The organism is Pseudoalteromonas shioyasakiensis (assembly GCA_013391845.1).
In the GTDB taxonomy this organism is placed as follows: domain Bacteria; phylum Pseudomonadota; class Gammaproteobacteria; order Enterobacterales; family Alteromonadaceae; genus Pseudoalteromonas; species Pseudoalteromonas apostichopi.
In genome coordinates, this window is record CP058414.1 from 916,174 (window position 1) to 930,106 (window position 13,933).

18 protein-coding genes and 4 tRNA genes are annotated in these 13,933 nt (G+C 42.2%); 17 read left to right on the forward strand and 5 right to left on the reverse strand.

What is annotated here, in order from left to right; all coding sequences use genetic code 11:
- The first annotated feature begins 18 nt into the window (after positions 1-18).
- From HYD28_04155 to HYD28_04175, 5 genes are read left to right on the forward strand one after another with little or no spacing between them, the layout of a single operon-like run.
- Positions 19-1,023, forward strand: a complete 1,005-nt coding sequence (locus HYD28_04155) for an FAD-dependent oxidoreductase (GenBank protein ID QLE08220.1) — start codon at positions 19-21, stop codon at positions 1,021-1,023.
- Positions 1,024-1,031: 8 nt separating this feature from the next.
- Complete coding sequence (gene thiS, locus HYD28_04160) at positions 1,032-1,229, forward strand: sulfur carrier protein ThiS (GenBank protein QLE08221.1); 198 nt, start codon at positions 1,032-1,034, stop codon at positions 1,227-1,229.
- Between the two features lies 1 nt (position 1,230).
- Complete coding sequence (locus HYD28_04165) at positions 1,231-2,013, forward strand: thiazole synthase (protein QLE08222.1); 783 nt, start codon at positions 1,231-1,233, stop codon at positions 2,011-2,013.
- Positions 2,014-2,028: 15 nt separating this feature from the next.
- Entirely contained in the window at positions 2,029-3,552 is a 1,524-nt protein-coding gene (thiE, locus tag HYD28_04170; protein QLE08223.1) for a thiamine phosphate synthase, read from the forward strand.
- A 1-nt stretch (position 3,553) separates the two neighbouring features.
- Entirely contained in the window at positions 3,554-4,321 is a 768-nt protein-coding gene (locus HYD28_04175; protein ID QLE08224.1) for a HesA/MoeB/ThiF family protein, read from the forward strand.
- A gap of 38 nt (positions 4,322-4,359) precedes the next feature.
- On the opposite strand, the gene psd is transcribed toward HYD28_04175, so the two are convergent.
- Together psd and rsgA are read right to left on the reverse strand one after the other, a co-directional pair.
- A complete protein-coding gene (gene psd, locus HYD28_04180) occupies positions 4,360-5,226 on the reverse strand; it encodes a phosphatidylserine decarboxylase (protein QLE08225.1) in 867 nt (288 codons plus the stop codon).
- Between the two features lie 18 nt (positions 5,227-5,244).
- The gene (gene rsgA, locus HYD28_04185) at positions 5,245-6,303 is read right to left on the reverse strand and encodes a small ribosomal subunit biogenesis GTPase RsgA (protein QLE08226.1); all 1,059 of its coding nucleotides are present in this window, start codon (positions 6,301-6,303) and stop codon (positions 5,245-5,247) included.
- A gap of 122 nt (positions 6,304-6,425) precedes the next feature.
- Here rsgA and orn point away from each other — a divergent pair, with 122 nt between their 5' ends.
- The 5 genes from orn to HYD28_04210 all read left to right on the forward strand — a co-directional run bounded on the left by orn (position 6,426) and on the right by HYD28_04210 (position 7,904).
- Complete coding sequence (gene orn / locus HYD28_04190) at positions 6,426-6,971, forward strand: oligoribonuclease (protein QLE08227.1); 546 nt, start codon at positions 6,426-6,428, stop codon at positions 6,969-6,971.
- A gap of 174 nt (positions 6,972-7,145) precedes the next feature.
- Positions 7,146-7,221: transfer RNA gene (locus HYD28_04195), tRNA-Gly, on the forward strand.
- Between the two features lie 182 nt (positions 7,222-7,403).
- Positions 7,404-7,479 (forward strand) — tRNA-Gly (locus HYD28_04200).
- A 101-nt stretch (positions 7,480-7,580) separates the two neighbouring features.
- A tRNA-Gly gene (locus HYD28_04205) sits at positions 7,581-7,656 on the forward strand.
- A gap of 172 nt (positions 7,657-7,828) precedes the next feature.
- Positions 7,829-7,904 (forward strand) — tRNA-Gly (locus HYD28_04210).
- Between the two features lie 72 nt (positions 7,905-7,976).
- On the opposite strand, the gene HYD28_04215 is transcribed toward HYD28_04210, so the two are convergent.
- The 3 genes from HYD28_04215 to HYD28_04225 form a co-directional block, all read right to left on the reverse strand.
- Entirely contained in the window at positions 7,977-8,402 is a 426-nt protein-coding gene (locus tag HYD28_04215) for a YjbQ family protein (protein ID QLE08228.1), read from the reverse strand.
- Positions 8,399-8,866, reverse strand: coding sequence for a chemotaxis protein CheX (locus HYD28_04220; protein ID QLE08229.1), 468 nt, complete (start codon positions 8,864-8,866; stop codon positions 8,399-8,401). The genes HYD28_04215 and HYD28_04220 overlap by 4 nt, the downstream gene beginning before the upstream one ends.
- Before the next feature lie 73 nt (positions 8,867-8,939).
- A complete protein-coding gene (locus HYD28_04225) occupies positions 8,940-9,374 on the reverse strand; it encodes a transcriptional repressor (GenBank protein QLE08230.1) in 435 nt (144 codons plus the stop codon).
- Positions 9,375-9,468: 94 nt separating this feature from the next.
- On the opposite strand from HYD28_04225, the gene HYD28_04230 reads away from it, so the two are divergent.
- The 7 genes from HYD28_04230 to HYD28_04260 all read left to right on the forward strand — a co-directional run bounded on the left by HYD28_04230 (position 9,469) and on the right by HYD28_04260 (position 13,931).
- Positions 9,469-10,089 carry a MarC family protein gene (locus tag HYD28_04230; protein QLE08231.1) on the forward strand — a complete coding sequence of 207 codons (621 nt, stop codon included), beginning with the start codon at positions 9,469-9,471 and terminating at the stop codon, positions 10,087-10,089.
- Between the two features lie 98 nt (positions 10,090-10,187).
- Positions 10,188-10,667 carry a hypothetical protein gene (locus HYD28_04235; GenBank protein ID QLE08232.1) on the forward strand — a complete coding sequence of 160 codons (480 nt, stop codon included), beginning with the start codon at positions 10,188-10,190 and terminating at the stop codon, positions 10,665-10,667.
- Positions 10,668-10,903: 236 nt separating this feature from the next.
- A complete protein-coding gene (gene dusA / locus HYD28_04240) occupies positions 10,904-11,881 on the forward strand; it encodes a tRNA dihydrouridine(20/20a) synthase DusA (protein ID QLE08233.1) in 978 nt (325 codons plus the stop codon).
- 235 nt (positions 11,882-12,116) lie between these two features.
- The gene (locus tag HYD28_04245; GenBank protein ID QLE08234.1) at positions 12,117-12,791 is read left to right on the forward strand and encodes a PspA/IM30 family protein; all 675 of its coding nucleotides are present in this window, start codon (positions 12,117-12,119) and stop codon (positions 12,789-12,791) included.
- 10 nt (positions 12,792-12,801) lie between these two features.
- Positions 12,802-13,008 carry a PspC domain-containing protein gene (locus tag HYD28_04250; GenBank protein ID QLE10481.1) on the forward strand — a complete coding sequence of 69 codons (207 nt, stop codon included), beginning with the start codon at positions 12,802-12,804 and terminating at the stop codon, positions 13,006-13,008.
- Between the two features lie 9 nt (positions 13,009-13,017).
- Positions 13,018-13,344 carry a hypothetical protein gene (locus tag HYD28_04255; GenBank protein QLE08235.1) on the forward strand — a complete coding sequence of 109 codons (327 nt, stop codon included), beginning with the start codon at positions 13,018-13,020 and terminating at the stop codon, positions 13,342-13,344.
- A gap of 80 nt (positions 13,345-13,424) precedes the next feature.
- On the forward strand, positions 13,425-13,931 hold the full coding sequence (locus tag HYD28_04260) for a copper chaperone PCu(A)C (GenBank protein ID QLE08236.1): 507 nt from the start codon (positions 13,425-13,427) through the stop codon (positions 13,929-13,931).
- Positions 13,932-13,933: the final 2 nt, after the last annotated feature.

Consider the following 13,933-nt stretch of genomic DNA (forward strand, 5'->3'; position numbering starts at 1 on the left):
CTAGCGCCTAGAAAGTTTATGTCTTTAAAGATAGCGATACTTGGTTTTGGCTTAACGGGTCGTTTGACTGCACTAGCACTTGCCAAAGAGCATCAGCTAAGTGTGTTTGAGCAGGATGATCAACATGCTAGCAATAGTGCTGGCAGTGTTGCCGCAGCGATGTTGGCACCACTCGCTGAATCAGTACTGTGCGAACAGGATCTAGCATTACAAGGGCTTAATAGTATTTCACGTTGGCAGCAAATCTTAAGCGAACTTGATGAACCTGTATATTTTCAACAAGCAGGCAGCTTAGTGGTTGCTCACCAGCAAGATAAGGGCGATTTACAAAGTTTTGTGAGCCGTTTAAAGCCCCTTGGTAGTAATCAAGCGAAATCTTTGTCGAGTATTCAAATAGCCGAACTTGAGCCTGAGCTTGCGGGGCGTTTCCATCAGGGGGTGTATTTACCCTGTGAAGGGCAGCTAGATAATCAGGCATTTTATAGCGCCAGTTTTAAAAAGCTTACATCGCAAGGAGTTCAATTTAAATTTGCTTGCAAAGTTGAGCTGAATGGTCATCAAGTGAATGGTCAAAGCTTTAATTATGTATTTGATTGCCGAGGCTTAGGTGCTAAACAGAATGAGCCTTTACTTCGCGGAGTACGAGGTGAGGTGGCGCGTTTATATGCACCAGAGGTGAATCTTACTCGACCTATACGACTGATGCATCCGCGCTACCCAATTTACATTGCACCAAAACCAAACCACCAATTTGTGATTGGTGCTACGGAGATTGAATCGCAAGACACAGGCAAAGTCACAGTGCGCTCTGCACTTGAGTTATTGTCTGCTGCTTATACGGTGCATAGCGGTTTTGCTGAAGGGCGTATCGAGAGCTTGCAATCGGGGCTTCGTCCTGCGTTTGCAGACAACCGCCCTAAAGTCATTATACAAGATCGAGTTATCAGTATTAATGGCTTATACCGGCACGGTTATTTACTTGCGCCTCTGGTGGTTGATGAAGCTGTTAGCTTAATTGCTTAAGGATAAAAATGAATATTTTAATTAATGGTCAGTCAGTTACAGTGAGCGATGATACATCTCTCACTCAGGCCTTGAATCAATTTGGCGCTAGACCCCCATTTGCGGTTGCTGTTAATGGTGACTTTGTACCTCGCAGTCAGTGCGATGCTAAAATCCTCAACGAAGGCGACAGCATTGAGTTATTGTCGCCGATTCAAGGAGGCTAAGATGGATAGTTTTTCGGTTTATGGTGAGCAATTTAGCAGTCGTTTACTGATTGGCTCTGCACTCTATCCTTCGCCAAGTGTTATGCAGGATTCGATAGTGGCCTCACAGGCTGACATTGTCACCGTTTCATTGCGTCGTCAGCAAAGCGTTGCAGCGGGTGATGATTTCTGGCAATTGATAAAAAACACTGGCTTAAAGGTGCTACCAAATACTGCGGGTTGCCACAGTGTGAAAGAAGCGGTGACGTTGGCGCAAATGTGCCGCGAAGTGTTTGCTACTGATTGGATCAAATTAGAACTAATAGGTGATGAATATAATTTACAGCCTGATCCAATTGCACTGCTCGAAGCCACTAAAATTTTATTGGCTGATGGCTTTAAAGTTTTACCTTATTGCACCGATGATTTAGTGCTGTGTCAGCGTCTAGCTGATTTAGGTTGTGAAGTATTAATGCCTTGGGGCGCACCGATTGGAACAGGTAAGGGTTTGCTGAATCCTTACAACTTAAAAATGATCCGTGAACGTTTACCTAACCATACTTTAATAGTTGATGCGGGTTTAGGTTTACCATCTCATGCCTGCCAAGCGCTTGAATTAGGGTATGATGCCGTATTATTAAATTCGGCAATTGCAGGTGCTGGTTGCCCTGTAACTATGAGTAAAGCGTTTAGGAATGCTGTTGAGGCGGGGCGATGTAGCTATTTGGCTAAAGCGATGCCTGAAAAAGACGTAGCAAGCCCATCAACGCCGACGCTCGGTATGCCATTTTGGCATCAAGAATAAAATGTGAGGAATAACATGAATCAGGTTGTATGGACCATAGCAGGCTCAGATTCGGGCGGCGGCGCAGGCATTCAGGCCGATATCAAGGCAATGCAAAGTTTTAATGTACATGGCTGTACGGTTATTACTGCTTTAACGGCACAAAACAGTTTAGGTGTAGAAGCACTAAACCCGATTTCAACAGAGGTTATTGAATCACAATTACTCGCGTTAGCCAGTGATATGCCTGCCAGCGTTATTAAGATTGGCATGCTTGCAAATGTGCAGCAGATACAGCTTATTAGTGAACATTTAAAACATTACAAAGCAACTTGGGCAGTGCCGCCTTTGGTTGTTTATGATCCGGTTGCTATTGCTTCAAGTGGTGATTTATTAACAGAAGAAGATACTGTTAGTGCCATCAAAGAGTGTTTATTGCCATTAGTCGATGTAGTAACACCGAACACGCACGAAACGCAGTTATTAACCGGTGTTTATTTGATTGGCCCAAGCGCAGTGAAAGAAGCCGCTGAAAAGTTAACAAGCTATGGTGCAAAAGCGGTGATCATTAAAGGTGGTCATTGGGATTACCCAAGTGGCTATTGCATTGATTACTGCGTGCAAGGCGAACAAGCATATTGGCTTGGCAACGAAAAAATTCAAACTCCGCATAGTCATGGCACTGGATGTAGTATGGCGTCGGTAGTTGCTGCTTGCTTAGCAAAACAGTACCCACTTAAAGATGCCTTCATTTTAGCAAAAGCCTATATAAACCAAGGTTTAAAAGCGGCTGTCCGCTATGGTGAAGGTATTGGTCCTGTTGCACATACTCGCTTTCCAACAACGCTGGCGGATTACCCACAAGTAATCGAAGCGGGGAGTTGGTTAGGTGATGAGCTCGACTTTGATTGCCCGGTTAATTTTACCATGGCAGCAGGCTTTGCAGAATGTGACTCGAAACAGCTTGGTTTATATGCCGTTGTAGATACCGTTGATTGGTTGGAGAAGTGTTTAGCCGAAGGGATTAAAACTGTTCAATTAAGAATGAAAAATGCAGACGATGCTGCACTCGAAGATGCGATTGCAAGTGCAGTTATGCTAGGGCAGAAATACGGTGCGCAGGTGTATATCAATGATTACTGGCAATTGGCGATTAAGCATGGTGCTTATGGTGTGCATTTAGGGCAAGAAGATTTACAAGCCGCTAATTTAATTGCCATAAAAGAGGCTGGGTTACGTTTAGGTGTTTCGACCCATGGTTTTTATGAGATGCTACGCGCGCATAATTACAGACCAAGTTATATGGCGTTTGGCGCTATTTACCCAACCACCACCAAAGACATGACAGGGCAAATTCAAGGCTTAGAAAAGCTCGAAAAATTCGTACCTTTAATGGCTGATTACCCAACAGTCGCAATTGGTGGGATTGATTTATCACGTGCAGAGCAAGTGGCGAGCACAGGTGTTGGTAGTGTTGCCGTAGTACGTGCGATTACTGAAGCCGAAGACTACCAAGCAGCCATTGCCAAGTTAAAACACGTGGTCGAAGGTCAGCCTTAATATGAGCGCGTTAAGCGACAAAGAGCAAATTCGTTATAGTCGCCATTTACTAATAAAAGAGGTGGGGCTTGCGGGTCAGAAAAAGTTAAAGTCTACACATATTGTGGTCGTCGGCGCTGGTGGGCTTGGCTCACCGGCATTGTTTTATTTAGCGGCTGCAGGTATCGGAACGCTCACTTTGATAGACGATGATAAGGTTGAGCTTTCAAACCTACAACGACAAATACTGTATAAAGTAAACCACATGGGGCAGGCAAAAGCGCAGGCGGCTGCTAAGGTGATAAGCAGTTTAAATAATCAAATAAAGGTTAATCCATTATGCCAAAAACTTGATGAAACTAACTGTTCCGAGCTTCTTAAGGGTGCTGACATCATCCTAGATTGCAGTGATAACTTTACTACCCGCTATTTGGTTAATCGCTATTGTTTAGCTAGGTCTATTCCACTTGTTTCAGCTGCAGCTATCGCAACACAAGGGCAGGTGATGAGTTTTGATTTTCGTGATGAAAATAGCCCTTGCTATGGTTGTGTATTCCCGCAAACGGATGAGCAAACTGCACTTAATTGTGATAATGCTGGGGTATTGAGCCCGTTACTCGGGGTTATTGGGAGCATGCAAAGTTTATTGGCTATCAATATATTGCTTGGCCATAAAGCGGGCAGTGAGTTTATTCAATTCGATGGGCTAACACTACAACAGCAGCGCTTCAGTATACAAAAAGATAGCGAATGCTCAGAATGTAATAACAGTCTGTGGACACGTTGTTAGCAAACCACTTTTTAGCGAAAGTGGTTTGCTTGGGTATATTAGTCGTTAATTTTCGCAAATGGTGTGCCCATGCGCGTCACTGTTTCAGGGTGTTGATCTGATAAGAACTCAGCTTGATTTGCACCCCAAGCTAATATAACAGTAGAGCCTAATTTAAAGCGGCCCATTTCTTCACCCTTCTTAAGGGTAATTGCATTGTCACCTTCAGTTGGGTAATTCCAACTAAATACATCTTTACCCGCTGGTGGCGTTACTGTGCCTGCCCAGATAGTCTCAATGCTAGCAACAATTGTCGCACCAACAAGTACCATAGCTAGCGGACCAATTTCGGTCTCGAATATAGCCACGACACGCTCGTTACGAGCAAATAGGTTAGGAACATTTTGTGCTGTTAACGGGTTAACCGAAAATAAATCACCCGGTACGTAGATCATTTTGCTCAGCGTACCATCAACAGGCATGTGAATACGGTGGTAATCTTTAGGTGCTAAGTAAATAGTCGCAAACTTACCGCCTAAAAACGGCGCAGTGTCTTCTTCATTGCCGCCAAGTAACGCTTGTAAGCTGTAGTCATGACCTTTGGCTTGAATGATTTGACCGTCTACTACATCGCCTAATTGGCTTATTGCACCATCAACTGGGTGAGCAACAATGTCGCTTTCCTCAGCAAGTGGACGAATACCTTCTGTTAATGGGCGAGTGAAAAACTCATTAAAAGTTTTGTAATGAGCTGGATCTGGGTATTTAGCCTCACTCATATCAATTTTGTATTGTTTGATAAACAATTTAATCAAGGCCGTTGTTAAGCCACCCGCTTTTGCTGCTGCTAACTTGCCAACCATGCGCGAAATGAAATGTTTTGGCATGGCATATTGCATAGCAATTTTGAATTTATCTAAACTCACTTGTTATTTCCTAAATAGTTATACGCGAGGAGCGCGTGCACCAGCACGGCCGTCGGCCATAGTTTCTAAAATTCGGTGGTAACTGTCAAAACGAAGTTCTGAAATTTCACCATCATCAACAGCTTGGCGAATTATACAGCCAGGATCGTTTAAGTGCTTACAATCACGAAAACGACAGCCACCAATAAAATCACGGAACTCTTTAAAGCACCAAGTAACGCGCTCAACATCTAAATGCCATAAGCCAAACTCACGAATTCCTGGTGAGTCGATAAGGTTACCGCCACTTGGTAAATGGTGTAATCGCGATACGGTGGTTGTATGCTGGCCAAGGCCACTGTTTTCAGAGACTTCTTGAGTTAAAATTTCAGCGTCGGGTAGCACTGTATTGACTAAGGTTGATTTACCCACACCGCTTTGACCAACAAAAATACTGTTTTTATCTACCAGCTTTTGTTTTAGCTCATCTATGCCATGACCTGTTTTATTACTGACTAACAGTACTTGGTAACCAAGGTCGCGATAGATATCGAGAATTTCATCAATAAAAGCAAGGCCTTCATCGTCTATTAAATCTATTTTGTTAAGTACCAAAATAGGCTCAATACCCATGTCTTCACAGGCAACTAAATAACGGTCAATAATGTTTGGCGTAAACTCAGGAAGCACAGCTGAGACCATTAAAATTTGGTCGATATTTGCAGCGACTACTTTGACACCGTCATAAAAGTCGGGGCGTGTCAGTTGTGAGCGGCGCTCATGAGTTGCTTCAATAACGCCAGCTAAGTCGCCTTCGCTGACTTTTGCACGGCGAAAAATAACCTCGTCACCACAGACAAGGCTTGATACTGTTCGCCGTATATTACAACGTAATACTTCACCTGACTCGATTTCGATGTCGGCATGTTGACCAAATCTACTTATTACAACTGCATTTTCGGCAGGGCCTAAATTATCATTTTGCCATTGCACTGCAGCCCCTTTCTGTTGCTTTTTATCTGCATTAGAGAGGCGTTTTTGGTGATTGGCCTTAATTCGACGTGATTGGCCTTTACTTAATTTCTTTTGTTTTGCCACTTTTGGCCCATAACTTGATTAAATGTCGGGCTTTTTGAAAAAAAAGCTTTAGGTCGACTGATGATACTAATATGATATATCTAAATGCGTTGGATCTAAAGGAAAGCACCGCTAAGGTAACTATGTCTTTTCATAAATCAAATCTTATCTGGCTCGACCTGGAAATGACTGGCCTCGAACCAGCAACAGATAAAATACTCGAAATTGCCACTGTTGTCACCGACAGTGATTTAAACATCTTGGCTGAAGGCCCTGTTATTGCTATTCATCAAAGTGATGAACTGCTTAATGGCATGGACGAGTGGTGTACGACTCAGCACGGACAATCAGGTTTAACAGCTCGCTGTAAAGCCAGCACATTCACTGAACAAGATGCTATTGATCAAACATTGGCATTTTTAAAGCAATGGGTACCTGCGGGTGCTTCGCCTATGTGTGGTAATTCTATCGGCCAAGACCGCCGCTTTATGAATAAGTACATGCCTGAATTGGAAGACTACTTTCACTACCGTAACCTTGATGTGAGTACCGTTAAAGAGCTTGCACGTCGTTGGAAACCTGACGTACTAGCGCAAGTGAACAAAAAAGGTTCACATCTAGCCCTCGACGATATCAAAGATTCGATCATGGAATTAAAGATTTACCAAGAAAAATTCTTTAATTTGTAAAAAACATTTGCAAACACATCGGATTATTGTAGAATCCTGCCCCGCTTAAGACGTTAACCCCCGCGGGGTTGGTATGTCTTTAAGTAATTGAATACGGCACTAGCTCAGTTGCCAGAACGTTTCACCGCAACCTTCAGGTTGTGCGACAACGGACAAATTACTGACTACTTAAAAGCGGCACTAGCTCAGTTGGTAGAGCGCAACCTTGCCAAGGTTGAGGTCACGAGTTCGAGCCTCGTGTGCCGCTCCAATTTCTCACCAAAAGAAATTGGCTTAAGTTTCGAGGGGAAAGTTGAAAGCACCAAGCTATTCCAACTTTTAACTTGAGTCTTATAACTAGTAACTTATTGTGCGGCACTAGCTCAGTTGCCAGAACGTTTCACCGCAACCTTCAGGTTGTGCGCCAACGGACAAATTACTGACTACTTTAAAGCGGCACTAGCTCAGTTGGTAGAGCGCAACCTTGCCAAGGTTGAGGTCACGAGTTCGAGCCTCGTGTGCCGCTCCAATTTCTCACCAAAAGAAATTGGCTTAAGTTTCGAGGGGAAAGTTGAAAGCACCAAGCTATTCCAACTTTTAACTTGAGTCTTATAACTAGTAACTTATTGTGCGGCACTAGCTCAGTTGGTAGAGCGCAACCTTGCCAAGGTTGAGGTCACGAGTTCGAGCCTCGTGTGCCGCTCCAATTTCTCACCAAAAGAAATTGATATAAGTTTCGAGGGGAAAGTTGAAAGCATTAGCTTGAAACTAGAAACTTGTAGCTTATAGCTCATTGTGCGGCACTAGCTCAGTTGCCAGAACGTTTCACCGCAACCTTCAGGTTGTGCGACAACGGACAAATTACTGACTACTTAAAAGCGGCACTAGCTCAGTTGGTAGAGCGCAACCTTGCCAAGGTTGAGGTCACGAGTTCGAGCCTCGTGTGCCGCTCCAATCTCTAATAAATCCCCAAACACTTTTTAAAAAAATTAGAAGTTAAGACATGCTTGCAGCTTACAGCTAGTTTTAGATCTGACCTTGAATCGTGGCGACAATGCGTCTAGTACCACCATGGTCTCGGTGTTCACCTAAATAGATACCTTGCCAAGTGCCTAGCATTAAACGGCCTTGGTTAATTGGAATAGTGAGTTCTGCACCTAATGTGCTGCTTTTTATGTGGGCAGGCATATCATCATCACCTTCATAATCATGGCGATAATAACTTTGTCGTTCTGGCACAAAATGATTGAAGTGACTTTCCATATCCATTCGTACAGTAGGATCTGCATTTTCGTTAATAGTTAAGCTTGCAGAAGTATGCTGAATGAAAAGGTGTAATAAGCCTACTTTGTATTGCGTTATTTCAGGAAGTTGACGAAGTAGCTCGTCATCAATGATGTGAAAGCCTCGCGAACGAGGCTTCAATTGAATGATTTTTTGCTGCCAGCTCATAGTTTATCAAAGCTAACTTCAATATTGGCGTTACCATCAGCAGAAGTGAATGGAATTAACACCTTGGCACCTTCACATTTATGAGCGATTGTATGTCCTTTACCAGACACGACAACTGGCGTAGCCATATCAAACTCATAGCCTTTTTCGCCGAGTAAGTTTTTAGCTCCACCTGTCACCATGTTAGTAATTTCACCTACCATGTCGGTTACTTCTTCGTTCACCGTATCAGGGCGTTCACCTAGCATTCTTTCCATAATGGTTAGTGCCAGATTTTCATCAAAGGTGATTGAAAGTGAACCTTTAGTTTGTGGGCCAACCATACCAATCAAACCTGATACATCGCCACGGGCTAATTCATCTTTTTTTAAACTAGGTTTGCCCGGCTTTAATTCTGTTTGAGCCATGGTGCTCAATACATTTAATAATGATGATAAAAAAGGGTTGATGAACTCCACATTCATTATTTAATTTCCCTTAGGTTTCGAAATGCCATTAATCATACTTTAAGTGTAGTGGTTGTTTCAAACACCGCACTTATTCTTTGCACTTTTCGCACTTGCCATGTGCTTCGATAGTTTGTCCTGAGACAATAAATCCACTTTCTGCAGCTAAGTTATTAAGCTCATGAGATATTACTGTTGAATGTAATTCTTTTACATAACCACAGCTGTCACAAATTAATAATTGTACAGGGTGAATGTGATCAAAATGATGGCACAACATAAATGAGTTGGTGCTTTCAATTTTATGAATAAAGCCAAGTTCCGATAAGAAATCGAGCGCTCGATAAATAGTGGCTGGTTTTGCGCCTGACTCAGTTAATTTGAGTTGTTCTAATAAGTCATAAGCACCGACACCACCCTGCGCACTAGCTAATAGGCGGAATACTTTTTCACGGATAGGTGTGAAACGTGCACCACGATTATCGCATACTTGTTTTGCTTTACTGACGAGTGATTCTATATTCATCTTCTCTTATCCTTACGCTACCGTGATATACTAACATACTGTATTGTAGTTGCAGTGTTTTTATTCGCTAACACGTTTCAAGGGAGTTTTCTTAATGAATGAATTGTTAGCTGCGTTCATTTTCTTTTTTGCCGTCATTGATCCGATCGGCACTGTGCCCGTTTTTATTGCAGTTACACGCTGGGATGATGCTAAATTTAAGCGCAAAGTTGCGTTAAAAGCTGTTGGTGTTTCGGCACTGGTTTTATTGTTTTTCGTTGTGGCTGGTGAGTTACTTTTAGACGCGATAAATATTCCGCTTTCGGCGTTTCAGATTGCCGGAGGTATTGTTTTATTACTTTTTGCTTTATTGATGATATTCGGTGAAAGTAAACCAGAAACAGAGATCAAAAGCGTTCGAGATAGCACTGAAACCGCTATTTTCCCATTGGCGATACCTTCAATTGCCAGCCCAGGTGCCATGCTAGGTGCGGTATTGATGACCCGAAATACCGAATACACTTGGTATGAGCAACTTATAACCTCATCGATCATGCTTTCTGTATTAGTAATCGTGCTGGTTTTATTACTGCTTGCTACACATGTTCATAAGTTAATTGGTGATAGTGGCGCGAGTATCATTAGCCGGGTGATGGGCTTAATTTTATCGTCAGTGGCGGTTACTAATATTTTAGGCGGTATTGCTCACTACTTTGGTTTAAGTGTTGTCGGCTAGTTTTAATTTAAAGTGCATTTTCAGTGATTTAAACTTTGAATAATTGCCTTCTTTTATCTAACTTTAAAGAAGGCAATATAAAATTTAAGGAACAAAGAATGCTAATCAAAAATGTCGTCTTATCTGTTTTTCTGATTTTTAGTTTAGGTGCTTGCATGGAGCCGACCTATGATAGTGGTAAGCTAAAAGTCATCGAAGTAACAGATCATGATTTTAAAATTAATGGTGAAAGCGCAGTAACCGTGATTGTTGGTCATGCCAATGTGGCGGAATACAGCTTCTCACTTCGTAAAAGTGATTTAAAGAAAGGCACGCTTCTGCAGTCTGTGTCTGACAGTAATCCAAATGTACGTGCTGATGGTACCTTCTTTAGTGAATATTATGTGCAATCAAAAGATCATGATACGCGCGCATCAATTGAAATTGTAGAAATGGATCCTGTTGAGAAAGTAGCGCGAATTGCAGTGGGTGCTAAGCTCGTTAACCTGAAAAACGAAGACTACAAAGAGCTTGAAATCACGGTATTGGAGCTTACAGGACAAAACCTTGAGCATCTTCTAAATGAAGTGAAGATGTAACTTTTCTATTTTTGCTTATTCATCAAAGAAGTGAGTTTGCAGTACACTTCTTCACCTCTTTTCATCATCTGATCTTTGATTAAGCCATGCCGTGAGCTTGCTTCGGTGGTATAATGGCTGCAATTTTTCATTTTGGTGCATACCAATGGGGTATGTGTCATCGCTATTTTTAGCGTTCATCGTATTAGGTAATTTAAGTTGCAAGTAAATGCATTGATCTTAAAAGGGGCCATGTTATGAGCACAACGACATTAAACCGCCGTTTTTCCGTGGCACCCATGCTGGATTGGACTGATCGTCACTGTCGAACCTTTCACCGTAAAATGACTAAGCACGCTGTGCTTTACACTGAGATGGTGACAACAGGCGCTATTTTATTTGGTAAAGGCGATTACTTACACTTTAATGAGCATGAAGGGCCAGTCGCATTGCAACTTGGTGGATCAGATCCTGAAGCTTTGGCTAAGTGTGCAAAATTAGCGGCAGAGCGCGGCTATCATGAAGTTAATTTAAATGTGGGCTGTCCGTCTGATCGCGTGCAAAATGGTCGTTTTGGTGCTTGTTTAATGGCTGAGCCTAAACTGGTTGCTGACTGCGTTGCTGCAATGAAGGCCGAAGTGACTATTCCTGTTACGGTTAAAACTCGTATTGGTATTGATGAGCAAGATTCGTATGAGTTTTTATGTGCCTTAATAGAAGCAAGTCATGATGTTGGTTGTGATGACTTTATTATTCATGCGCGTAAGGCATGGCTAAATGGCTTAAGCCCAAAAGAAAATCGTGAGATCCCACCTCTTGATTATCCTCGCGTTTATCAGCTGAAAAAAGATTACCCGCAACTTCACTTAAGTTTAAATGGTGGCGTGAAAACAATTGCTGATAGCGTAGCTCACCTTGAGTATGTTGATGGCATTATGATTGGTCGTGAGGCGTATAGTAATCCGTTTATTTTGTCTGAGGTTGACGAAAACATTTATGGTGATGAAGCCTTTACGCTAAGTCGTCATCAGGTTGTACGCTCGATGTACGACTACATTGAAGATGAAATGAGTAAAGGCGCTAACTTTTGGCATATTGCTCGCCACATGTTGGGGATTTTCCAAGGCCAACCTGGGGCGCGTGGTTTTAGACGCCACCTTTCAGAAAAGGGTCATGGTAAAGCGGCTGATTTATCTGTTATGGATAAAGCCTTGAGTTTTGTCCCAGAAGCCTAATCAAATATCCTATTAAAAAGCCACATTTCGTGGCTTTTTTTGATCCTAAAATTTAGTGAAAAAGTTAATTTTTTAGTCAAATTAGTTATTTTTCATTCAGTCACTAGTCAGCCAAAATCTCAATAAGTCCACTTCAACTGATTGTATTTAAATAATAAATTTTGTTTATTCGTTAGTTGGCACAAGAATTGGAATCTCCTAGCTGTATTAACCCAATAATCAACAGGAGAGTCACATGGGTGTATTAAATCGCGTAAATGACATTATTCAGGCAAACCTTTCTGCAGCATTAGATAAAGCTGAAGATCCTGAAAAGTTACTTAATCTACTCGTGCAAGAAATGCAGGATGCACTGACTGAATGCCGTGCAACCGCTGCGACATTTTTAACGCAAGAAAAGCAAATGAAGCGCGAAATCGCAGCTAAACAAGCGAAAGTAGCTGACTGGCAAGCTAAAGCAGAAAAAGCACTAAGTAAAGATCGTGATGATCTTGCCAAAGCTGCGTTAGTTGAAAAGCAGCGTTTAACGACAGAAATCGAAGCGCAACAAGCTGAAATGGATAAAGTTGCTGAGTCACTCGCAAAATTGACAGAAGACTGCCAGCGTTTACAAAACAAGCTTGCGGATGCAAAAGCCAAACAGCTGACTTACATGCAAAAAGAACGCGTTGTTACAGCACGTTTAAAGGTTAAAGAGCAGCTGCATAGCAGTAAAGTTGAAGATGCATTAGCACGTTTTGACTACTTAGAGCAGCGCGTTGAAAACATTGAGTCACAAGTTGAAGCGTATGAACTTACGCAAAGTGATGCCGCAAATTCAACAGCAGCGCAAATCGCTGCCCTTGAGAAAGATGAAGCAATCGATAAACAGCTTGCTGATTTAAAAGCAACGATGAAGCAGTCGGCTTAGGAGGTTTATGATGAATACTTATCACACATCGACACGTTGGTACCGTGATCTGAGTAACAAAAAGATCTCGGGTGTGTGTAGCGGACTCGCTGCACGCTTAGGCTTCCCTGTGTGGTCAACCCGTTTGGTAATGATCATACTACTTATTCAAATGCCGCTGTTAATTGGCGTGGGTTACTTAGTGGCTCATTGCACTTTACCAGTAAAAGGCTACTAGGAGTCGATCATGAAAACGTTAGCTATCATCGTTCTAGCAATGTTACTACTATGCACTGATGTAGTTTCATTTGTATCGTTTGACTCATGGCAGTTGCCCTTATCAATTGCTGATATGAGTTGGGCGGGCCTTGAGGTCATCGGAGCAATTGTAGCTGTGATTGCTGTCGTTGCTGGTGTTGCGCTATTCACTATTGGTCTACTTGGCGCAGGTGTTGTTGCTCTGATTGGTGTTGTGCTTGCGTTTTTATTTGGCTCAGTAATGATTGCATGGCCTCTTTTATTGATCGCAGCATTGTGTTGGTTGATCGCCGATAACAAAAAATCACCAGCTTAAGGTACTATTAAACTGCCTTAATACATAAAATATGCTAAATTTAGCGGGTAAGTTAATGTCTTAACAAGGATTAAAACATAATGAAACTATGGCCCGCACTCTCTTTTCTTACCGCAAGTTTAATCACGAGTACCTTTTCATTTGCCCATAGTGGCCATGACCATAACGATGTTGCTGAAGTAACCGTAAGCAACGCGCAGGTACGTGAGTTTTTACCAGCCAGTAAAGCAAGTGTTGCTTATTTAACTATTACCAACCCAAGTGAGCATGCAACAGTACTAACTAAAGCGGAACTGGATGGTTTAGGACGTGTTGAAATCCATCAGCATACCCATGTTGATGGCATGATGAAAATGGAGCAGGTTTTATCATTAAAGATCGATGGTCATAGCAGTGTTGAGTTTAAACCAGGTGGTTATCACTTAATGGTGTTTGAACCTGAAGATCAACTAAAAGCAGGGCAAGAGCGTAAACTCACGCTATATTTTAATGATGGCAATCGAGTTTTCACCCAAGCCAAAGTTGTGTCTTTACAAGAAATGTCTGAACAGGCAGCACAAAAAAGTAAAGAGCACTCACATCACTAGGA

What these genes read in the sequence shown, in the direction of transcription:
- HYD28_04245 (QLE08234.1), top strand. Translation starts at nt 12,117, where the DNA reads ATGGGTGTATTAAATCGCGTAAATGACATTATTCAGGCAAACCTTTCT.
- HYD28_04155 (QLE08220.1), top strand. Translation starts at nt 19, where the DNA reads ATGTCTTTAAAGATAGCGATACTTGGTTTTGGCTTAACGGGTCGTTTG.
- HYD28_04175 (QLE08224.1), top strand. Translation starts at nt 3,554, where the DNA reads ATGAGCGCGTTAAGCGACAAAGAGCAAATTCGTTATAGTCGCCATTTA.
- HYD28_04230 (QLE08231.1), top strand. Translation starts at nt 9,469, where the DNA reads ATGAATGAATTGTTAGCTGCGTTCATTTTCTTTTTTGCCGTCATTGAT.
- thiE (QLE08223.1), top strand. Translation starts at nt 2,029, where the DNA reads ATGAATCAGGTTGTATGGACCATAGCAGGCTCAGATTCGGGCGGCGGC.
- orn (QLE08227.1), top strand. Translation starts at nt 6,426, where the DNA reads ATGTCTTTTCATAAATCAAATCTTATCTGGCTCGACCTGGAAATGACT.
- dusA (QLE08233.1), top strand. Translation starts at nt 10,904, where the DNA reads ATGAGCACAACGACATTAAACCGCCGTTTTTCCGTGGCACCCATGCTG.
- HYD28_04250 (QLE10481.1), top strand. Translation starts at nt 12,802, where the DNA reads ATGAATACTTATCACACATCGACACGTTGGTACCGTGATCTGAGTAAC.
- HYD28_04165 (QLE08222.1), top strand. Translation starts at nt 1,231, where the DNA reads ATGGATAGTTTTTCGGTTTATGGTGAGCAATTTAGCAGTCGTTTACTG.
- thiS (QLE08221.1), top strand. Translation starts at nt 1,032, where the DNA reads ATGAATATTTTAATTAATGGTCAGTCAGTTACAGTGAGCGATGATACA.
- HYD28_04235 (QLE08232.1), top strand. Translation starts at nt 10,188, where the DNA reads ATGCTAATCAAAAATGTCGTCTTATCTGTTTTTCTGATTTTTAGTTTA.
- HYD28_04255 (QLE08235.1), top strand. Translation starts at nt 13,018, where the DNA reads ATGAAAACGTTAGCTATCATCGTTCTAGCAATGTTACTACTATGCACT.
- HYD28_04225 (QLE08230.1), bottom strand. Translation starts at nt 9,374, where the DNA reads ATGAATATAGAATCACTCGTCAGTAAAGCAAAACAAGTATGCGATAAT.
- HYD28_04220 (QLE08229.1), bottom strand. Translation starts at nt 8,866, where the DNA reads ATGAATGTGGAGTTCATCAACCCTTTTTTATCATCATTATTAAATGTA.
- HYD28_04215 (QLE08228.1), bottom strand. Translation starts at nt 8,402, where the DNA reads ATGAGCTGGCAGCAAAAAATCATTCAATTGAAGCCTCGTTCGCGAGGC.
- HYD28_04260 (QLE08236.1), top strand. Translation starts at nt 13,425, where the DNA reads ATGAAACTATGGCCCGCACTCTCTTTTCTTACCGCAAGTTTAATCACG.